We start from the raw sequence: 19,583 nt of genomic DNA on the forward strand, positions 1-19,583 counted from the left end.
CTACAACGGCAGGTAGTTGCGCAGCTCGAACGGGGTGACGTGGCTCCGGTACGCCGACCACTCCGCCCACTTGTTGCGCAGGAAGTAGTCGAAGACGTGCTCGCCGAGCGCCTCGGCGACCAGTTCGGAGCGCTCCATCTCGTTCAGCGCGTCGGCGAGGCTGCCCGGCAGCTCCCGATACCCCATGGCCCGGCGCTCGCCCGCGGTCAACGCCCACACGTCGTCCTCGGCCTCCTCGGGCAACTCGTAGCCCTCGGCGATGCCCTTGAGCCCGGCGGCGAGCAGCACGGCGAACGTCAGGTAGGGGTTGCACGCCGAGTCGGGGCTGCGCACCTCGATGCGGCGCGACGAGCCCTTGTTCGGCGTGTACAACGGCAGCCGCACCAGCGCCGAGCGGTTGGCCCGGCCCCAGGTCGCGGCGGTCGGCGCCTCACCGCCGTGGATCAGCCGCTTGTAGCTGTTGACCCACTGGTTGGTGACCGCGCTCAACTCGGTCGCGTGGTGCAGGATGCCGGCGACGAACTGCTGACCCACCTTGGACAGCTGCAGCGGGTCGTCGGGATCGTGGAAGGCGTTCTCCTCGCCCTCGAACAGGCTCATATGCGTGTGCATGGCCGATCCGGCGTAGTCGCTGAACGGCTTGGGCATGAAGGTCGCGGAGACGCCCTCGTTGATCGCCACCTCCTTGATGAGGTAGCGGAAGGTCATCACGTTGTCGGCCATCGACAGCGCGTCGGCGTAGCGCAGATCGATCTCCTGCTGCCCCGGGGCACCCTCGTGGTGGGAGAACTCCACCGAGATCCCCATCGACTCCAGCGCATCGATCGCATGCCGCCGGAAGTTGGGGGCCGCGTTGTGCACGGTCTGGTCGAAATAGCCGCCCTGGTCGGCCGGCTCGGGCTCGGTTCCGTCGGTGGGCGCGTTCTTCAGCAGGAAGAACTCGATCTCCGGGTGGACGTAGCAGGAGAACCCCTTCTCCGCGGCCTTGTTCATCTGCCGGCGCAGCACCTGGCGCGAATCGGCCCACGACGGCGTCCCGTCGGGCATCACCACGTCGCAGAACATCCGCGCCGAATGGTGCCGCCCGTCCGACGTCGTCCACGGGAGCACCTGGAAGGTCGACGGGTCCGGGCGCGCCACGGTGTCGGCCTCGGAGACGCGGGAGAACCCCTCGATGGCCGAGCCGTCGAATCCGATGCCCTCCTCGAAGGCGCCCTCCAGTTCGGCCGGCGCGATCGCGACCGACTTCAGGTACCCGAGCACGTCGGTGAACCACAGGCGCACGAAGCGGATGTCACGCTCTTCGAGCGTCCGGAGCACGAACTCTTTTTGGCGGTCCATATCCGCCGAGCCTAGAAGCAACCTGTTACGGCCGTGTTACTTCCTGCGCATTTGGCGCGCCGCGCCGCGGCCGGAGGCCCCGATGTGACAAACCGCACTCGACTCGCCTGTTGGACCGCACCGCCGACGGTGGGAGAATGGACGGCGTCCACATCAACCCGGGTACCCGACGAGGGACTCGAGGCAGAAAAGAGACGACGATGTCCGACGCACCCGTTTACGGCTCGACCGGCACCGGCCCGACCGGCGATTCCCCCCGGCGCGCCACGCGCATCCAGCACCTGGCCCAGATGAAGGCCGAGGGCCGCAAGTGGGCGATGCTCACCTGCTACGACTACTCGACAGCCGCCCGGTTCGACGAGGCCGGTATCCCCGTGCTGCTCGTCGGCGATTCCGGGGCGAACACCGTGTACGGCTACGACACCACCATCCCGGTCACCCTCGACGAGATGATCCCGCTGATCCGCGCCGTCGTGCGCGGCGCCCCCCACGCGCTCGTCGTCGCCGACCTGCCGTTCGGCTCGTACGAGGCGGGACCGCAGCAGGCGCTGGAGTCGTCGGTCCGCTACTTCAAGGAGACCGGCGCCCACGCCGTGAAACTGGAGGGCGGCGAACGCGTCGCCGAGCAGATCGCCACCCTCACCGCCGCGGGCATCCCGGTCATGGCCCACATCGGATTCACGCCGCAGAGCGTCAACGGCCTCGGCGGCTATCGCGTGCAGGGCCGCGGCGACGGCGCCGACCAGCTCATCGCCGACGCGATCGCCGTGCAGGAGGCGGGCGCCTTCGCCGTCGTCATGGAGATGGTGCCGGCCGAGCTGGCCGCCCAGATCACCCGCAAGCTGACCATCCCGACGGTGGGCATCGGCGCCGGTCACGAGACCGACGCACAGGTCCTCGTCTGGCAGGACATGGCCGGGCTGACCAGCGGCAAGACCGCCAAGTTCGTGAAGCGCTTCGCCTCCATCGGCGACGAGCTGCGCGACGCGGCGGCCGCCTACGCCGACGAGGTCGCGCGCGGCACCTTCCCCGGTCCCGAGCACAGCTACTGATCGGCGGGTCCGCCTCGTAGGCTGGGCGGATGCGCGACCTGTACCCGGAGATCGAACCCCACCGGCACGGCCACCTCGCCGTCGGCGACGGCCAGGAAATCTACTGGGAGGTCTCGGGCAACCCCGAGGGCAAACCGGTGGTCTTCGTCCACGGCGGTCCCGGCGGCGGGACGTCGGGCCGACAACGACGGTTCTTCGACCCGACCGTCTATCGGATCGTGCTGTTCGACCAACGCGGTTGCGGACAATCGCGCCCGCATATCGCCGACGGCGCCGACCTATCGGTCAACACGACCGGCCACTTGATCGCCGATATGGAGCTGCTGCGCGAGCATCTGGGCATCGAGCAGTGGCAGGTGTTCGGCGGGTCGTGGGGTTCCACCCTGGGGCTGGCCTATGCGCAGGCCCATCCGCGGCGGGTCACCGAACTCGTGCTGCGCGGGATCTTCCTGCTGCGCCGCGGCGAGATCGACTGGTACTACAACGGCGGTGCCGCGCAGATCTTCCCGGACCGTTGGGAGGGCTACCTGACACCGATCCCCGAAAACGAGCGCGACGGCGACCTCGTCACCGCCTACCACCGGATCCTCACCGGCCCCGACCGGGCTCGGGCGACGGCGGCGGCGCTGGCCTGGACCCGCTGGGAGTCGGCCACCAGCTACCTGCTGCCCCGACCGGAGGAGTCGCCGACCCCCGCCGACGAGGCGCGCTTCGCGCTGGCCTTCGCGACCATCGAGAACCACTACTTCGTCAACCACGGCTTCTTGCGCGAGGGCCAACTCCTGGACGAGGTCGCCAGCATCGCCGAGATCCCCGCGGTCATCGTGCAGGGCCGCTACGACGTCGTCTGCCCCATGCGCAGCGCGTGGGACCTGCACCGCGCGTGGCCGTCGGCCGAACTGACGATCGTCGACGACGCCGGGCACGCATCCTTCGAGCCGGGCATCGTCGACGCCTTGGTCGCCGCTACCGACGGCTTCGCCCGCGGCTGATCAGCGACCGAAACCGGGATACTGCCCCGGGAACTGACCGGGCGCCGGGCCGCCGAACGGCGGTCCCGGGTTTCCGGCCGGTGGCCGCATGGGCGGCTGCGGCATCGGCTGCGGAGCCGGGCCGGGAGCCGGCCTCGGCGGCGGGCCGAAGCCGCCCGGCCGCGGCATCGGGGCGGGAGCGGGAGCCGCGAACGGGTTCGGCGACTGACCGTATCCGCCGACCGGCAGGGGCATCCCGCCGCCGGGCATGCCGGGCGGCGTGCCCTTGCCCTTGCGTCCGCGGATGACGAAGAAGCCGATGAGCGCGGCCAGCAGCACCACCACCGCCACCGGGATCAGCACCCACATCAGGTTGAACCCGCTGTCCTCGTCGGAATCGGCCGCCGAGAGGTTCGCCCCGTTGCTCTGCAGGAAGCTGCGCAGGTCCACCGGGTCGGTCACGAAGGCGAACTCCGACGACTCACCGCCGGGCTGGGTCTTGTTCTTGAACGAGTTGATACCGATGACCTCGCCCTTGGCGTTGACGGTCGGGCCGCCCGACATGCCGGTGCCGATGGTCGCCGACACCTCGGTCTGCTCGTTGCCGTTGGCCCCCTTCTGCCGCGACGAGACGGTTCCGGTCTTGAACGACGGCTGCGGGATCATCGACTGGTCCGACACGCGCGCGACGCCGCCGGGGAAGCCGACCGAGGTGATCGGGTCGCCCTCGGTGGGCAGGTTCTTCACGATCGGGAGCGGGACCAGACCGGAGGGCGGGTTGTTCAACCGCACGACGGCGTTGTCACCCTTCCCGAACTTCTCGCTGGCCACCACCTGAACATCCGACCACGCGCTGATCAGCTGGTTCTCGCCGTCGGGCTGCTTCACGCGCACCTTCACGGTGGGCGCGTCGCCGGAGCCGTTCGCCCCGCGCACCGGCCACTTGTTGTTGTAGGCCATGGACAGCAGCTGCGCGGCATCCGCTTCGTTGCCGCCGGCGATCGAGTTCGCCACCTTCTCGTAGAAGTCCATCGGATCCGCGTTGACGCAGTGGCCGGCGGTGGCGATGTAGCCGGCCGGGTCGACGACGAAGCCGGTGCAGTGCCCCTCGATGTCGATGTCCTCGGTCCACCGGGCACCGCCCTTGAACGGCACCTGCACGGCGCCGGTGAACTTCAACCCGAGATAGACGACGGCCTTCTTGACCTTCGCATTGACCTCGGCCGGACTCGGCTCCGCCATCGCCGGTGCCGCACCGGACATCATTGCGACCGATGCCGCCAGCGTGAGTGCCGCCAGCCTGATGGTTCGTTTCACCGTCTCCGCCTTGATTGGTGCTCGTTGGGATTTCTCCACATCAGAGTAATGGGACACCGGCCCAACTCGTCATTCAGATCGCTCGCCGGCACCGTCGACGGGGGTGAATCGGACACGGCGTTGCGCGGGGTCGGCCTGGGTGAGCGTCACCGCCAGCCGGTTGCCCGGTGCCGGATCGCCCTCGCAGGGCGCCAGGACGGGCGGGTCGGCCACGAACACCTCGGCCGCGCGGCGGTCGCGGCGCGGCCGCGTCACGACGGCGTCGAACCGCTGCCCGACGTACTTCTCCAGGACGACGGCCTCGGCGAGGTCGACCGATTCCCGGTCGGCCCGGCTCGCCAGCCGCGCCGACTCCTCGACCTGCGCGGGCAGGCCGGGCAGCGCCTCGAGCACCCAATCGGGCACCGGACGCCCGGCTGCGACGGCGAGGCACGCCTCGGTGGCGAACCGGTCGGGCAGCCGCCGCAGCGGGGCGGTCACGTGCGCGTACACCGAGGCCAAACCCGAATGCTCCGTGTACGGGGTGGTCCCGTCGTCGTTCGCGACCGCGGGTAGCGCCAGATAGTCGGCGCCGCTCAGCAGGCCGGTCGCCGCCGACATGAGGGCGAGCGTCGTCGGCGAATCGGCCGGCTGGGCGGCCAGGAACTGGCCGATCGTCGCACCGTCGGGCCAGGAGGCCCCCAGCGTGGCGGCCATCGCCCGGAGCTGTTCCACCGCCGCATCCGACGGCGGCGGAACCGTCCGCAGGATCCCGACGTTCGCGTCGCGCATGATCGTGCCCGCGACGATCCCGGTCAGCAGCGAGAGCTGCTCGTTCCAATCCTCGCTGTCGTAGCGGCGGGCCAGGCGGATCGTCCACCCGTCGCCGTCGCGCACGACCTCTTGGGCCGGCATGTCGAGGCCGATGGCGCCGCGTGCCAGGGCGGCACGGCTGCGCAGCTGCCCGAAGGCCGGCAGCGCCGCTATCGAGGGGTGCAGTGCTCCACGCGCGGCATCCGCCGACACCCCGGCGTAGTCGAGTTTGGCCACCGACCGGACGAGCGCCCGGCGCACGTGCACTCCCCCGTCCCCGAGGCCGCCGACGGTGCCGTCGGGGGCGACCTCCATCGTCCAGACCACGGCGGGGCGGTCGACGTCGGGCAGCAGCGACCCGCTCCCCTCCGACAGCACCCGCGGGTGCAGCGGTACCGACTCGTCGGGGAAGTAGAAGGTGGTCCCCCGCCTGCGCGCCTCGGCATCCAACGCACCGCCGGGCACCACGAGCGCCCCGACGTCGGCGATCGCGTAGTTGACGGTGAAGCCGCCGTCGGGTCGGGTCTGCAGGTAGACGGCCTGGTCGAGATCGCGGGAGGTCGGCGGGTCGATCGTCACGAACGGCAGGTGGCGCAGATCCTCGCGGTCGGCGGCACACGAGTCGACGGCGTCGGCCGCCTCGGCCAGCGCTTGGTCGCCGTAGTCCTCGGTGATGCCCAGTTCGGTCCGGATGCCGGCGAAGTCGATGTCGGGGGCGGAGAAGAAGCGCACACCACGAATCTAGTGCCCGGGTCGAAGGGGGCGAACGAGTCGGCCGATAAGCCGGATCCTGTCCCGCCGAGGCGGGGGCGGCCATCCATCTGGGCACACCGTCGCCGGGTACCTCGAGCAGTCCACCCGCGGGCTCGGGCGAGCAGCCCTCAAACGCCCGCGCAGCCGCACCGATCGGTGCGGCCTTCGACCTTGCTCCGGGTGGGGTTTACCGAGCCGACGCGGTCACCCGCGCCGCTGGTGCGCTCTTACCGCACCGTTTCACCCTTACCGGCTCGCGCCGGCGGTTTGTTTTCTGTGGCACTGTCCCGCGGGTCGCCCCGGGTTGCCGTTAACAACCACCCTGCTCTGTGGAGTCCGGACTTTCCTCGGCGCGCGGCGTACCGGACAACCGGCCGTTCCGCGCGACGCGGCCGCCTGGCCGACTCGTTCGCCCGTTCAGGGTACACGTCCCCGCGCACCCTCCGAACCGTTACGCGAGTGGGTAACTGCGCAGGTGGGATGTGTCGTTGACCAGCCTGCCGACCGACCCGCCGTCGACGAAGAACTCCACCAACGACACCGAGGCGAGGTCGAGGTGAAGGCCGTAGAGCAACTCCGGTCCCACCCCGAGGGCCTCGCGCAGCATCGACTTGATGGGGGTGACGTGGCTGACCAGCACGACGGTCTGCCCTGGGTGGGCGGCGACGATCCGCGCACGGGCGGCGGCCACCCGCTCCTGGGTGTCGGCGAAGCTCTCGCCCCCGGGCGGGGCCAGGGTGGTGTCGCCGATCCACGCCCGGTGCAGTTCCGGGTCGCGCTGGGCGGCCTCGGTGAAGGTCAACCCCTCCCACTCCCCGAAGTCGGTCTCGATCAGCCCCTCGTCGACGGTGACTGGCAGCCCGGTCGCGGCGGCGAGCGGGGCGGCGGTCTGCCTGGTCCGCTGCAGCGGCGAACAGATGATCGCCGAGACCGGCCAGTTCGCGAGGCGGGCCGCCGCGCGTGCGGCCTGCTCGGCGCCCAGCGGGGTGAGCGCCACGTCGTCGCGCCCGGAATAGCGGCGGTCGACCGACAGCGGCGTCTGCCCGTGCCGCAGCAGCACGAGTCTCGTCGAGGTCGGTGTCTGATCCCCCTCGCTGCGCTCGACCGGTGTCATCGGGTCACCTAGAGGCCGGATTCGTGGGTGCGGATGAGCAGCGCGCCGCATTCCTCGCACCGCAGCACGTCGTCCTCGTCGGCCGCCGCGATCGCCGAGAGGGTGCCGCGGTCCAGCTCCATCCGGCACGCGCCACAGCGCCGCTGGCGCAACAGCCCGGCACCCGGCTTGCCGTGGGCCGTCTGCCGGTCGTAGACCGCCAGCAGTTCGTCCGGCGCGTCGACGACGATGTCCGCGCGACGCTTCGTGAGGTCGGCGATGGAGGCGTCGAGGTCGGCGGCCGCGGCGTCCCGTGCGGCGGTGGCCCGCTCGACGTCGGCCAGCAGGGCGGCGACCGCGGCCTGCGCCCGCGACTTCTCCGCGGTGGTCGCCTCCTGCTGCTCCATCAGTTCAAGCAGCTCGTCCTCGGCGACCCCGCGGCGGCGCGAGAGTCCGGCCAATTCGTGCTGGAGTTCCGACAGCGCCTTGGGGGCCATGCCCGCCTGGTTCAGCAGCTGCGAATCGTGTTCCTCGCGCGTGCGCATGCCGCTGATCTCCCCGTCGATGCGGCGGTATTCGCGGTCCAGGTCTTCGGCGGCGATGTCGGCGCGCACCGCATCGTCACGGGCGGTGTCGATCTGCGTCTGCAGCCCGGCGATCTCGGCGTCCTCCGGCAGATTCGCGCGCCGATGGCGCAGCTTGGCCAGGTCGGCGTCGACCTCTGCCACTTCGAGCATGATCCGCTGCTTGGCCGCCTGCACCTTCATGACGGGCGAGTCTAGCGGTGCGGCGCGTAGGCCACGACGAACGGATCGGTCGGCTCGCGAAATTCGGTGGCCGCGATGCCCGTTTGCCGCAGCAGTTCGGCGGTCGGGGCGCACCACGGGAACTCGGTGGTCCAGTGCCCGGCATCGACGAGGGCCGGTCCTCCGGCGCGGCACGCCTCGTCAACGACGTGGTGGCGCAGGTCGCCGGTGAGGTACACATCGGCCCCCGCACGGGCGGCCGCGTCGATGAGTGAATCGCCCGCTCCGCCGCAGACGGCGACCCGGCGGACCCGCTGCTCGGGATCGCCGGCGGCGCGGATCCCCCATTCCGCGAGGGGAAGCCTCGCCCCGGCGTGGGCGACGAATTCGCGCAGCGACATCGCCTCGTCGAGGTCGCCGACGCGCCCGAGGCCCACGTCGCCGGGCAGCGGCGCCAACTCCAGGACGTCGAAGGCCGGCTCCTCGTACGGATGTGCCGCGCGCAGCGCGTCCAACACGTCGGCGCGTCGGCGTCTCGGTGCGACGACCTCGACGCGCGCCTCCACCACCTCCGTCACCCCGCCGACCGAACCGATGGCCGGTGTGGCGCCGGGGAGCGCCTCGAACTGTCCGGCACCGGTGACGCTCCACGCGCAGTGCCGGTAGTCGCCGATCTCACCGGCCCCGGCGGCGAACAGGCCGTCGCGCACCCGCGCGGCTGCGTCGACCGGGACCAGCACCACCCATTTGTCCAGCTCGCCGCTCGGAATGGGTTGCAGCGCAGCGGTTTCGCGCACGCCCAACAGGTCGGCGAGCGCATCGGAGACCCCGGGGCGGGCGCTGTCGGCGTTGGTGTGGGCGGTGTAGAGCGCACATCCGGCCCGGATCAGCCGGTGGATGATGGCACCCTTCGGGGTGGACGCGGCGACGGTGTCGACCCCGCGCAACAGCAGCGGGTGGTGCGCGACGATCAACTCGACCTCCTGCGCCACCGCGGCCTCGACGACCGCCGGCGTGACGTCGACGCACACCAGCGCCCGCGTCACGGGTTGCGCCGGATCGCCGCACACCAGCCCCACCGAGTCCCACCCCTGCGAGAGCGCCGGCGGGAAGGCCTTCTCGAGCCGGTCGATCACCGTCGACAACAGCACCGGATCCGTCACCGCGATCCCCTTTCCGCGTCGTGCGCTGCGAGTTCGTCGAGCACCGATTCGAGCGCATGGGAAAGATCATCGACCAGTTCCCGGTCCCGGACGGCGAAACGCAGGTACCGCGCGTCGAGTCCGGTGAAGTTCTCCGCGCTGCGCACGGCGAAGCCGCGGCGCCGCAGGGCCGCGCGGATGTCGGCGGCCCGAGGGTGCTCGACCAGGACGAAGGGTGCCGCGGACTCGGCCGGGATGGTGAACCCCGCCTCCCGCAGGGCGGCGCACAGGTATGCCCGCTCCCCCTCGACGGATCTGGCCTGTTCGGCACCGTAGGCCCGCCCCTGCGGCGAGGCGCAGGCGTGCAGCGCGGCGAGGGTGAGCGAATCCACCGGCCACGACCGCCGTCGGCGCTCCAACTCGGCGATCACGGCGGGAGCGGCGAGCAGGTAGCCGGCGCGCAACCCGGCCAGCCCGAAGGTCTTCGTCACGCTGCGCAGGACCACCACGTCCTCTCCCGCGAGATCGGCGACCGATCCGCCGGTCAGGTCGGCGAAGGCCTCGTCGACGACGAGGAGCCGTCCGGGTGCCCGCAGCGCCGCGATGTCGGCGGCGGGGTGCAGCACCGACGTCGGATTCGTCGGATTGCCGACGACGACGAGATCGGCGTCGGGCGGGATCTGTGCGCACACGTCTGCCAGTCGCCACGGCGCGGAGCCGATGACCTCGGTGACCGGGACGCCGGCGCGGCGCAGCAGGGAGACCGGCTCGGTGAAGGAGGGGACGACAACGGCTGCATGCGCCCGGCCCAGGCCCGCGACCAGCTCGAAGCCCTCGGCCGCGCCGTTGAGCAGGAGTACCTCGTCGGGTCGGCGGTCGTGCAGCTGCGCCAAGGCCGCGCGCGTCGCCCACTCGTCGTCGGCGCGGGGGTAGGCGGCGAGTTCGCTCATCGCGGCCGACAGCGCGGCGACGACGAAGTCGGGTGGACCGGGCCGCACGTTGACGGCGAAGTCGACCATTCCGGGGAGCGCGTCGGCGTCGCCGTGACGGTCGGGATCCATGGCAGCAGCGTACCGATTCCGGCGCGCCGGACCGCTCCCCCGTATTCTGGGATGGCGATGACTGAGAAACTTCTCATCTGTGTGGTGTGTACCGGCAACATCTGTCGTTCGCCCATGGGCCAGAACATCCTGCGGCACGCGTTGGCCCAGGAGGGGTTGGCCGATCGGGTCGACGTGGTGAGTGCCGGGACCAGTGGCTGGCACGTCGGCGACGCCGCGGACAACCGCGCGCGCACCGAATTGCTCGCCCACGGGTATCCCGACGATCACGTGGCGGCCCAGGTCGGCCCCCGACATTTCGACGCCGACCTGATCCTCGCGATGGATGCCGAGCATGTGCGGGCGTTGGAACGCAAACGTCTGGGCGAGCGCGTCCGGCTTGTCCGCAGCTTCGATCCCGACGCCGAGCCGGACGCCGACGTCCCCGATCCCTACTACGGCACCCAGGACGACTTCGCGCACACCCGCGAACTCATCGAAGCGGCGGTGCCCGGGATCCTCGAGTGGGTGCGCACCCGACTGCGCGAGTCGCTCGTGAGCTGACATGTCCGTCTTGCGCACCATCCTCCGTCCCGGTCCCATCGCGCTGGGGATCGCCGTCGCGGCCTTCGCCGCGCTGTGCTTCTCCGTGCTGGCACCGTGGCAGTTGGGCAAGAACACGACGACCTCGCACCGCAACGAACTGATCCGCCATGCCGTGGCGACCCCGGCGGTGCCGATCGCCGAGGTCGTCGCCCCCGGACTCCCGGTCGATCCGAATGCCGAATGGCGCGAGGTCTCCTTGACCGGCCGCTACCTGCCCGATCACCAGGTCCTCGTCCGGTTGCGCAGCATCGAGGAGCGCCCGTCGGTCGAGGTCCTCGTGCCGTTCGAATCGGCCGGGACCGTGTACCTGGTCAATCGGGGCTATGTTCGCCCGCCCAAGGCCGCCGATCTGCCCGACGTGCCCGCCCCGCCGGATGGGACGGTCACCGTCGACGCCCGCATCCGGTTCGGCGAGGGCACCGATCCGGGCCGCGGAGTCGGCCGCATCGGCGGGAAGCAGACCGCCTACAGCATCGACCCCAGCGCCGTCGCGACGGCCGAGGGCATCGCCCTCGCGCCGTTCTACCTGCAGTTGTCCGGCAACCAGCCCGGCTCGCTGGAACCGATCCCCCTACCCCAGCTCGACGCCGGCCCCTACCTCAGTTACGGGCTGCAGTGGCTGGCGTTCGGGATCATGGCCCCCCTCGGCGTCGTCTACTTCCTGGTCACCGAGATCCGCACCAGGCGTCGGGCCTCCGCTGCCGCGAAGGGCGCGGGGGAATCACCGCGCCCCGGCACCGAAGCTGACGATGCGACGACCCGGAAGAAGGACCGAATGCGCCGGGCCGGTTTCACCACCGGCAGCAAGCAGCGGCAGACGATCGGGGCGGCCCCCGACCTCGCCGCCGACGACGATCAGGTCAAACGCAAACTCGCCGACCGCTACGGCAACGGCTGACTCTCAATCAGCGGGTTCGGGGTTCCCTGATGGCGCACAACAAGAAAACCCCTCCAACCAGAGTCGGAGGGGTTTCTTATCCTCGCGCGACGGCCTGCTAGGCGCCGGAATCGCGCTCAGTGTGCCAAGCGTGTCCCAACGGGTGGAGTGCCGCTCCCGGTGGCTCAACCGCCTCGCTGTTGACCAGGCTGGGGGCATGATCGCCTCGTGAAGCTCTACCACTTAGACCGAGGTCTCAGCTTTCACCACGGTGCGATGGAGACCCGTACACCCGAGGCGCAGGCTGACGCGATTCGCAACTACATCGACGTGCCTCAGTCCGTCACGATGCACGGCGCTCGATACCTCTACCGCGAGACAGCTCAGCGGCGATCGAGTTCGTGTGGGAGCTTGTGCGCCAGCGAGAGTTTCCAGAGCACCCCACACGACTCGGATCGCTGTTCTGCTTCGCCGACGCCACGGCCGCGGCGCTGTTCGGTAAGCACGGCAGTCCCCACGGGTTCGGCCATGTTTGGGAGATCGAGGCAGCAGACGACACCGCGCGCTTCGACATGCGATGGCTCGACCGCAACAACTCGTTCGTCGCGATGATCTCGAACGCTCAGCACTACTGGAGGCAGGATGCCAACGAGTCACCGATCTGGGGAGTACCTGGTGTAGCCGTCCACGGCCCTTGTAGTTGGAAAGCTGGGCACGACGGCGCGGCCCTCGTAGCGTCATTTCCGCGCGTTGGCGTACGGCAGTCGGCCGTAGTGCGCGATAAATGCGGCGAGCATCGCGCTCTCAGTGCGCTCGGCATCAGCATCCCGGGTCACTCGTCAGCCGACGAGCAAGTCGGCGTGATCCGCGAGTTGCCAAATCCGACGACCGCCTGCATGGCCGACCATCTGCCCGGCCCCGTTCCGGCGATACTCATCCAGCCGGACCCGCCCGTCCCCAGTGGATGGACTGATCGCCATGAAACTCGTCGATCCGCTCCGCCGCCGCGGAGCTATTCCCGCGCGCGGCGTCCAACTCGCCTCGTCAACGGGTGCAGCGGATCGGCGGGCGACCACCGTCATCTGGGGTTCGGTGGTCGCCAGGTCGACGCGGGCGGCGGGGAACTCTCCGACTCCGCTGCCCGCGCGTCGGCTACCTCGGCTCGCAGCTAGTGGAACTCCCAGCCCTGGGACTCGATGTAGCCCATAAGGGTCACGCACGGCACTCCGAGATTGCTGCAAACGTCCGGGATACGGGGCTTGGTCAAGTTCCCGGAGGCCGTCTCCTCGCTGACCACGGTTCCCTTGGTGACCCGAGCGAGCGCGATCACGAAAGGGTCGGCCCCGCTCCGTTTGCCGCCCTGCCGGACGAGGTTCGGGTAGAGGCTGAGAACCTGCCGCGCGCCGTCCTGGATCTGTTGCGACAGAGGGCAGAACAGATCAGGTTGCTGATCGGCCCACTGCTTCGCGTCGTCGTCACGCTTCGATAGCTCGCGCTGTACTTCGTCGACCGCGCGGATGTCACCACGTGCGATCTCGTCCTCGATGCGCGTCCACAAGCCGACGAACACGGCGGGGCGAAACAGGTCACGGCGTCCGTTGAGGATCGCGCTCGTGTCGAACGAGTACAGCGTCACCTCTCAGTGCTCCCGAGCTGCGCGAACTCGCCGAGCTTCTGGATCTGTCCCACCTTCGCGTTGAGGTACACCGCCGCGGTGTTGCTGTCGATGACTCGCCGTCGGTGTGCGTCGGTCACCGCTCGGACGTACGCCTTGCCGAGGTCTCGCACCGTGTTGCGGTACCAGTTTCCACTCTTCGGCTTCTTACGCGCTGCCTCCTCGTCGAACGCCGCTGAGAACTCAGCGCGACGCTGCCGGTAGAACTCGACCGGGACCACGCCCAGCGTGGACAGTCGCCGCAGGAACGCCTCGGGGCTCACGCCGAAGTGCGCAGCGACCGACCGGAGGTTGTCGTAGTCCCACGAGGTGGGCACGTCCCTCCGCGCGATTACCTCGGGGCGCGCAAGCACAGCCGAGCGAGGCATGAGTACGGCGGCGGCAATCGCGTTGCAGACGGTCTCCACCTGGCGGTTCTCCGTGCGCGGTCGATCGTCGGCGGTGACATCGCACAGCCCCTCCGTGTGCGACGCGAGGTGCGCGAACTCGTGCAGCAGTGAGAACAGCCGAGGTCGGGCGGTATCGCTTCCGTTGAGGACGATCACCGGGAGCACATCGAAGTACAGGGACATCCCGCGCATCTCCGACACCTCGACACCGCCTCGGCTTGTCGCGAGGACCAGCACGCCGCTGGCCTCAATGGCAGCGATCCAGGCGTTCAGGTGGGCGTACGAGTCGTTCGACGTTGGCGGCACAGCCAGAGGGCCGACGGTGCCGAGTATGTCCCTGATCCGCTGCGCCGCGGCCTCGACATCATCCGCCGACAACCGCAGATTCCACTCGGTCGGTATCTCTCGGTCCTCGGTCTCTGCCAACTCCAAGGCGAACTCACGCTGCGTGTGGGCACGCCGGAACTCGTCATGCAGCCCGGGGCTCCAGTCGCCCGCCGTGACCTCGTCGAGCCGACGGAAGTCACGAAGGGTGTCGAACCCGTCCGGTGGCTCAGCGAGGAAGAACACGGCCAACGACCGGTTGTACGCCTCCGCCGCCTTGCGAAGCTGGGCGATGGTCGGAACGGCCTCCCCGGCCTCCCACTGCGCCACTCGGTCATCCGGCAACGACATCTTGCGCGAGGCCGCGATCGGCGAGTATCCACTGGACTCGCGCGCCCAGCGGAGCACGGAGGTCTCCACAGGTGCAGGGATCGAAGCGGCCACACCATGATGATGCACCACCCCACCCACACACGAAGAATGAACCGCTGAGCAGACTCAGTGTCACCAGGAAGACGAGGCGAACAAGACGCAGATCCTTCGAGCGCATGCAAGGCTGTGCCTGTGTCCGACGCAATTGACAACCTGTTCGACCCTGAGCGAAACAGCCCGGTCAACGAGCTCGATCGAGATGCCGTCCAACGGCTTCTACAGGACCAAGCCAATCTGATCGTGAGCGTGGGCACCGGAGGACCGCGAATCCAGGACGAAGACCGGCGGTACCAACGCAGCGCGCGCGTCCTTAACAGCAACTTCCAGAGGCTCGGGCTCCCGCTTCCCTTCCCGTGGGACTCACTCTGGGACTGGTACGGCTACTACTCAGCAAATCTGGACACGTACCAGTCGAGACGCGCCTACGTCGGCACCTTGGCCCGGGAAGCACTCGGCAATCTCGACGCTCTGGAGGCACGCGGAGGCGTCATCGATCCCAGCTTGACCGACCCTCCCCCGAACTGGGAGAACATCAACCGTCGCATCACCAATCTTGTAGATGAATACTCGACGGCCCGTGACCGTGACGACTGGCAAGATGTGGGCCGACGCAGCCGCGAGATCCTTATCGACTTCGGAAAGCTCACCCAGGATCCCGATCTCGTGCCGCCCGGCACGGAAGCTCCGAAAGCTGCCGACGCGAAAGCGTGGTTCGACCTGTTCCTTGCGTGCTACGCGGAGGGGAGCGACAAGTCCGAGCTGCGCACCACCATGCGGGCTGTCTGGGCACTGGCTCAAAAGGTCACTCACGGGGATGTCGCGGACGTTGATGCGTTCGCAGCCGCCCAGGGAACAGTGCTGGTAGTTCGGACCGCGCAGAAGCTTCTCCAGCAGGCGGCGACCGACTCCCCGTGAGCGCGCCCGTGCCCGGCTACGTGCCCCGCCCGGCTTCGTCTCCAAAGCCCCGCCAGTGGGCCGCCAGTGTCCCAATGCCCGGACAGATCAGGTGGACGGCTGATACGTAGTGAACATCAACGGAACTCTGAACAGGACTTATGCAGACGCGATGGACGGATTTTTCACGACGGAGAAGGCACTCTTCATCAGCGGGTTAAGGGTTCACCTCCGCCGCGCGAGCACGGCGACACCGACCGCGACGACCGTCGCCGCGGCGCGTACCCGACGCGACAGCCGCACCGCGGCGCGCAGGTCGGCCACCGACGGCCTAGCACCGTCGCCGAGTACCGGTCGCTGCTCGGTGTGCCCGCGGTAGACCGTGGTGCCGCCCAGCGACAGGGCAAGCGCACCGGCGAACGATGCCTCGACCACACCCGCGTTCGGACTGGGGTGACTACCGGCGTCGCGCCGCCACACGGCGACCGCCCGCCGGGGCCGCGGCCCACACAGGGCGGCGAGCACACCCGTCAGCCGGGCGGGGAGATAGTTGGCCGCATCGTCGAGACGCGCAGCGGCCCAACCGAACTCGCGGTAGCGCTCGGTGCGGTAGCCCACCATCGCGTCCAGGGTGTTGATCGCGCGGTAGGCCAGCACCCCGGGAGCACCGCCCACCGCGGCGGCCAGCAGCGGGGCGACGGCGGCGTCCGACGTGTTCTCGGCAATCGATTCGACGGCGGCCCGGCACATCCCGGCCTCGTCGAGTGCCGCCGGGTCCCGCCCGCACAGGCTCGGCACCAATTCCCGCGCCACCTCCAGGTCACCGGCCTCCAGCGCGTCGGCCATCGACTCGCCCACCGCGGCAAGGGATTTGCCACCCAGCGCGATCCAGACGGCCACCGCCGTCCCCACGGTGCCGAGCCGTCCGAGGACCGCGCCCGCCACGGCGGCGAATCCGACGCAGACCGCGGCGTAGCACGCACCGCGCAGACGCGACGGCGCCCACCACGCCCGCTCCAAAGCCGCTGCCCCGCGGCCGAACCCGGCCACCGGATGCCACCGGCGGGGATCGCCGACGGCGCTGTCGGCCAGTGCGGCGAGCACTATCGGGGCGGCGTAGTCCACCGGGCGATCGTAGCGGGCACTAGGCTCGACCGGGTGGCAGCGCGAGGTTCTGGACCGTCCCCCGGCGTCTACCCCATCGACAGCGGCGTCGCGGAGCTGTCGCCGTCGGACGGCGGTTGGCTGGTGACCATCAATGGCGCCGAAAGCAGCCATGTCGCCCCGGACGAGCCGGGTCGCCTGGATTTCGAATACATGCGCCAGATGATGATGCTGCTCGAACACCACCGGCCGCCGGATACGACGGCACCCGGGCCGCGCGCCCTGCATCTCGGGGCGGCCGCCTGCGCGCTACCGCGCTACATCCACCATCGCTACTACGGCGCGCGCCAGGTCGCGGTGGAGATCGACGCGGCCCTGGCCACCTATGCCCGCGAGTGGTTCGACCTGCCCCGCGCCCCCGCGCTGCGCATCCGGGTCGGCGACGCGCGCGACGTCGTCGAGCAGCTGACGCCGCACACCCGTGACGTCGTCATCCGCGACGCCTTCCGCGGCGACCGCGCGCCCGCACACCTCACCACCGTCGAGTTCACCCGGGCCGTGGCCCGGGTGCTCGATGACGACGGCGTCTACCTCGTCAACTGCGCCGACGACCGGCGCCTGGGCCTGGCCCGTGCCGAGGTCGCCACCATCGGAGCCGTCTTCGGCCATCTGGCGGTGGTCGCCGACGCGGCGATGCTCAAGGGCCGGCGCACCGGCAACGTGGTCATCGCCGCGAGTCGACGGCCGATCGAGGCCACCGCCGGACTCGTCCGTGAACTCCTGTCCGATCCGTTGCCCGCGCAGATCCTGGACGACGGGAAAGCCCGCGACTTCGCGCGCGGAGCCCCCGTCAACACCGACGCGGACCTGGCGTGACGCTCAGATCGTGTAGGCCAGCTTCCCGACGATCTGCCTGCCCAGTCCCTCGTCGCCGGTGATCGTCACCGACGACGGGTCGGCGTCGCGGCGCCCGCCGATCAACCGGAAGAACTCCGCGGTGTCGACGGTGAGCTCGACGTCGGGTTCGGCAGCTTCGGGCACCAGTCGCGCGCGCTCGGCCACCTCGACGGCCAGCCGCTTCTCCAGCAGCCCGGTCAACCCGATGACCACCGTCGTACCCGGCGGCACCCCGGCGCGCTTTGCGAGGACGTACGGCAGCGAGGCGGCGGCCTCGTCGAGGGCGATCGCGGCCGGTCCGGCGGTGTCCGGCGGCGCGAGCGCGAGACCGTCGCGCAGGTCGAGTTCGTGGATCCAACAGTCGAAGACCCGGATCCGCAGGAACCGCGCATACGCGTCGGGGCCGGCCGGGGTCATCGTCTCCGCGGCCATCTCCTCGTCGGACATCGCGGCGAGCGACGCGACCCGCTCCGCGGTGATCGCGTCGAAGGCGGCGAGCAGCTCCGCACGGTCGGTGCCGCGCAGTTCCTCGATCCACTTCTCGTTCAATTCGCCGATCGGGTTGCGGACGTGGGCCCGGCCGGTGACGTCGTGCTCGGGCACGGCCCGTCCGGCCAGGATGCTCTCCGTGCCGATGACGTGCGCGACGATGTCGGCGTTCGACCATCCGGGCAGCACCGACGCGGCGGCGAACTGCTCGTCGGACATCTCCCCCACCAAGGCGCGCAGCGCGGCCCATTCGGCGCGCAGCGCGGCGACGGTGGCCTCCGGATCGATCGGCGGCGCACCCATCAGTGCACCGGTTCCGTGCAGCTCGAGATGGGCGCGACGATCGAGCACACCTCCGCGGGCCGGGTCGGGCGGTATCCCGGACCCACGCCGCCTCGCGCGGTGATCCGCCGGTACACCGGCACCGCGTCGGTCGGGATCCGACGCAGACTGGCGTCGCGCAGCGCGTTGACCGTGTACAGCCCGAACCTGGGCGTGTAACTCCCCCACTCGTAGTTGTCGGTGAGGCTCCAGTAGTTGTAGCCGATGACCCGCATCCCGTCGGCCCGGGCGCGCTGCACCCAGTAGACGGTGTCGGCGAGGTGATCGCCCCGACGGTAGCCGTCGGCTCGCGGCGCGCCGTCGGCGGTCGGCATGCCGCTCTCGACGATGTACAGCGGCTTCCCGGGATAGCGGCGGGCGTTGTAGCGCAGCGCGTAGTAGATGCTGTCGGCGCTCACCGGCAGTCCGGCCATGCCGTCACGGGTGGCGCCGAGGACCGCGAACGGTCGGCTCAGCGAGAACCCGTAGTAGTTGTCGATCCCGACGAAATCGGCGTGGCGCATGAACCGGTCGGTCAACACCGGGTCGAGCACGGACTCGCCGCCCGCGGGGAGGAATGCCGTGTTGGACGTGACCATCGCCCCGGGCTGCACCCGGTGGATCTCGCGGTAGATCCGCGCGTTCGCCTCGACCATGCGATCACGCGCGGCCGGTAGGTGCGCCGGCGACAGCTCACCGCGCGACAGCTGCTGGCCCAGGTTGGCTACCGGTTCGTTGAAGGTGACCCACAGCGGGTTGAACCGTGCGAACCGGTGGACGACGGCCCGGGCGTAGACCAACCAGCGCCCGACCATCGCCGGGTCGGACCAGCCCCCGGCACGCATCACCCACAGCGGTACCACCCAGTGGTCGATCGTGATCATCGGACGCATCCCGGCGGCGACGATGGCGCCGATCATGTCGTCGTAGTAGGCCCACTCGGCGTCGTCGAAACGGGTCGGCGACGGCTGCACGCGCGCCCACTCGATGCCGACGCGGTACACCTTGACGCCGAGGCCGCGGGCCAGGGCGATGTCGGAGCGGTAGCGGTGCCGGAAGTCCACCGATCTGCCGACGGGCGTCTGCCCGGAGTGCGGCACGGTCCAGTTGCTGGCGGGTAGACCGCCCGGGGATCCCTCGGATTGGAATCCCGACGAGGCGACGCCCCACAGGAAACCCGGCGGCAGCGGTGCGGCGGCGCGCCCCGGTGCGGCCGGGGCGAGTCCCGCCATCAGTACCGCGCCGAGCGCGGCGATTGCCCCACGGACCAGTTGTCGACGCACGTCTCTCCTTGCTCCATCAAGTGATTCTCGTCACACCGAAGGTGA

17 protein-coding genes, 1 other RNA gene and 2 pseudogenes are annotated in these 19,583 nt (G+C 70.0%); 7 read left to right on the forward strand and 13 right to left on the reverse strand.

Annotation, left to right across the window (positions count from 1 at the left end; translation table 11 throughout):
* Positions 1-1,341, reverse strand: a complete 1,341-nt coding sequence (gene glnA, locus HUN08_RS10890; protein ID WP_124247756.1) for a type I glutamate--ammonia ligase — start codon at positions 1,339-1,341, stop codon at positions 1-3.
* A gap of 200 nt (positions 1,342-1,541) precedes the next feature.
* Here glnA and panB point away from each other — a divergent pair, with 200 nt between their 5' ends.
* Together panB and pip are read left to right on the forward strand one after the other, a co-directional pair.
* Positions 1,542-2,393 (forward strand): 3-methyl-2-oxobutanoate hydroxymethyltransferase, encoded by an 852-nt coding sequence (gene panB, locus HUN08_RS10895; RefSeq protein WP_124247755.1) that lies wholly within the window; start codon positions 1,542-1,544, stop codon positions 2,391-2,393.
* Between the two features lie 29 nt (positions 2,394-2,422).
* Positions 2,423-3,385 (forward strand): prolyl aminopeptidase, encoded by a 963-nt coding sequence (gene pip, locus HUN08_RS10900; RefSeq protein WP_124247754.1) that lies wholly within the window; start codon positions 2,423-2,425, stop codon positions 3,383-3,385.
* On the opposite strand, the gene HUN08_RS10905 is transcribed toward pip, so the two are convergent.
* The 7 genes and pseudogenes from HUN08_RS10905 to cobC all read right to left on the reverse strand — a co-directional run bounded on the left by HUN08_RS10905 (position 3,386) and on the right by cobC (position 10,268).
* Positions 3,386-4,681 (reverse strand): trypsin-like peptidase domain-containing protein, encoded by a 1,296-nt coding sequence (locus tag HUN08_RS10905; protein WP_301546675.1) that lies wholly within the window; start codon positions 4,679-4,681, stop codon positions 3,386-3,388.
* Positions 4,682-4,750: 69 nt separating this feature from the next.
* Positions 4,751-6,205 carry an RNB domain-containing ribonuclease gene (locus HUN08_RS10910; RefSeq protein WP_124247753.1) on the reverse strand — a complete coding sequence of 485 codons (1,455 nt, stop codon included), beginning with the start codon at positions 6,203-6,205 and terminating at the stop codon, positions 4,751-4,753.
* Positions 6,206-6,236: 31 nt separating this feature from the next.
* Positions 6,237-6,634: RNase P RNA component class A (gene rnpB / locus HUN08_RS10915), an RNA gene on the reverse strand.
* 43 nt (positions 6,635-6,677) lie between these two features.
* Positions 6,678-7,295, reverse strand: a pseudogene (locus HUN08_RS10920) (histidine phosphatase family protein); the annotation flags it as partial.
* Positions 7,296-7,348: 53 nt separating this feature from the next.
* Positions 7,349-8,086, reverse strand: a complete 738-nt coding sequence (locus tag HUN08_RS10925; protein ID WP_124247751.1) for a zinc ribbon domain-containing protein — start codon at positions 8,084-8,086, stop codon at positions 7,349-7,351.
* An 11-nt stretch (positions 8,087-8,097) separates the two neighbouring features.
* Positions 8,098-9,234, reverse strand: a complete 1,137-nt coding sequence (locus HUN08_RS10930; RefSeq protein ID WP_301546991.1) for a Nif3-like dinuclear metal center hexameric protein — start codon at positions 9,232-9,234, stop codon at positions 8,098-8,100.
* Complete coding sequence (cobC, locus tag HUN08_RS10935) at positions 9,225-10,268, reverse strand: Rv2231c family pyridoxal phosphate-dependent protein CobC (RefSeq protein ID WP_124247750.1); 1,044 nt, start codon at positions 10,266-10,268, stop codon at positions 9,225-9,227. The genes HUN08_RS10930 and cobC overlap by 10 nt, the downstream gene beginning before the upstream one ends.
* Before the next feature lie 57 nt (positions 10,269-10,325).
* Between cobC and HUN08_RS10940 the strand changes: the two genes are divergently transcribed.
* The 3 genes from HUN08_RS10940 to HUN08_RS10950 all read left to right on the forward strand — a co-directional run bounded on the left by HUN08_RS10940 (position 10,326) and on the right by HUN08_RS10950 (position 12,902).
* Positions 10,326-10,811 carry a low molecular weight protein-tyrosine-phosphatase gene (locus HUN08_RS10940; protein WP_124247749.1) on the forward strand — a complete coding sequence of 162 codons (486 nt, stop codon included), beginning with the start codon at positions 10,326-10,328 and terminating at the stop codon, positions 10,809-10,811.
* Position 10,812: 1 nt separating this feature from the next.
* Positions 10,813-11,751, forward strand: a complete 939-nt coding sequence (locus tag HUN08_RS10945) for an SURF1 family protein (RefSeq protein WP_124247748.1) — start codon at positions 10,813-10,815, stop codon at positions 11,749-11,751.
* A 380-nt stretch (positions 11,752-12,131) separates the two neighbouring features.
* Complete coding sequence (locus HUN08_RS10950) at positions 12,132-12,902, forward strand: hypothetical protein (protein ID WP_165353443.1); 771 nt, start codon at positions 12,132-12,134, stop codon at positions 12,900-12,902.
* Here HUN08_RS10950 and HUN08_RS10955 read toward each other — a convergent pair.
* Positions 12,899-13,366, reverse strand: coding sequence for a DUF4411 family protein (locus HUN08_RS10955; RefSeq protein WP_301546676.1), 468 nt, complete (start codon positions 13,364-13,366; stop codon positions 12,899-12,901). The two genes, HUN08_RS10950 and HUN08_RS10955, sit on opposite strands and share 4 nt — an antisense overlap.
* Positions 13,363-14,567: pseudogene (locus tag HUN08_RS10960) on the reverse strand (XRE family transcriptional regulator). Before HUN08_RS10960 ends, HUN08_RS10955 begins: the two are co-directional and overlap by 4 nt.
* Before the next feature lie 115 nt (positions 14,568-14,682).
* Here HUN08_RS10960 and HUN08_RS10965 point away from each other — a divergent pair.
* Positions 14,683-15,465 carry a hypothetical protein gene (locus HUN08_RS10965; protein ID WP_124247747.1) on the forward strand — a complete coding sequence of 261 codons (783 nt, stop codon included), beginning with the start codon at positions 14,683-14,685 and terminating at the stop codon, positions 15,463-15,465.
* Positions 15,466-15,669: 204 nt separating this feature from the next.
* Here the strand turns inward: HUN08_RS10965 and HUN08_RS10970 are convergent, their stop codons facing one another.
* Positions 15,670-16,569: a cobalamin biosynthesis protein gene (locus HUN08_RS10970; protein WP_301546678.1), complete on the reverse strand. Its 900-nt coding sequence runs from the start codon at positions 16,567-16,569 to the stop codon at positions 15,670-15,672.
* Between the two features lie 33 nt (positions 16,570-16,602).
* Between HUN08_RS10970 and HUN08_RS10975 the strand changes: the two genes are divergently transcribed.
* Positions 16,603-17,424 carry a spermidine synthase gene (locus HUN08_RS10975; protein WP_124247745.1) on the forward strand — a complete coding sequence of 274 codons (822 nt, stop codon included), beginning with the start codon at positions 16,603-16,605 and terminating at the stop codon, positions 17,422-17,424.
* Between the two features lie 3 nt (positions 17,425-17,427).
* Here the strand turns inward: HUN08_RS10975 and HUN08_RS10980 are convergent, their stop codons facing one another.
* Both HUN08_RS10980 and HUN08_RS10985 read right to left on the reverse strand, forming a co-directional pair.
* The gene (locus tag HUN08_RS10980) at positions 17,428-18,237 is read right to left on the reverse strand and encodes a maleylpyruvate isomerase N-terminal domain-containing protein (protein ID WP_124247744.1); all 810 of its coding nucleotides are present in this window, start codon (positions 18,235-18,237) and stop codon (positions 17,428-17,430) included.
* A complete protein-coding gene (locus tag HUN08_RS10985) occupies positions 18,237-19,538 on the reverse strand; it encodes a family 1 glycosylhydrolase (RefSeq protein ID WP_367649917.1) in 1,302 nt (433 codons plus the stop codon). The genes HUN08_RS10980 and HUN08_RS10985 overlap by 1 nt, the downstream gene beginning before the upstream one ends.
* Positions 19,539-19,583: the final 45 nt, after the last annotated feature.

The organism is Gordonia sp. X0973 (genome assembly GCF_013348785.1).
GTDB lineage: Bacteria > Actinomycetota > Actinomycetes > Mycobacteriales > Mycobacteriaceae > Gordonia.

Coding starts and splice junctions, on each gene's coding strand:
- glnA (WP_124247756.1), bottom strand. CDS start 1,341: ATGGACCGCCAAAAAGAGTTCGTGCTCCGGACGCTCGAAGAGCGTGAC.
- panB (WP_124247755.1), top strand. CDS start 1,542: ATGTCCGACGCACCCGTTTACGGCTCGACCGGCACCGGCCCGACCGGC.
- pip (WP_124247754.1), top strand. CDS start 2,423: ATGCGCGACCTGTACCCGGAGATCGAACCCCACCGGCACGGCCACCTC.
- HUN08_RS10925 (WP_124247751.1), bottom strand. CDS start 8,086: ATGAAGGTGCAGGCGGCCAAGCAGCGGATCATGCTCGAAGTGGCAGAG.
- cobC (WP_124247750.1), bottom strand. CDS start 10,268: ATGGATCCCGACCGTCACGGCGACGCCGACGCGCTCCCCGGAATGGTC.
- HUN08_RS10940 (WP_124247749.1), top strand. CDS start 10,326: ATGACTGAGAAACTTCTCATCTGTGTGGTGTGTACCGGCAACATCTGT.
- HUN08_RS10945 (WP_124247748.1), top strand. CDS start 10,813: ATGTCCGTCTTGCGCACCATCCTCCGTCCCGGTCCCATCGCGCTGGGG.
- HUN08_RS10980 (WP_124247744.1), bottom strand. CDS start 18,237: ATGGGTGCGCCGCCGATCGATCCGGAGGCCACCGTCGCCGCGCTGCGC.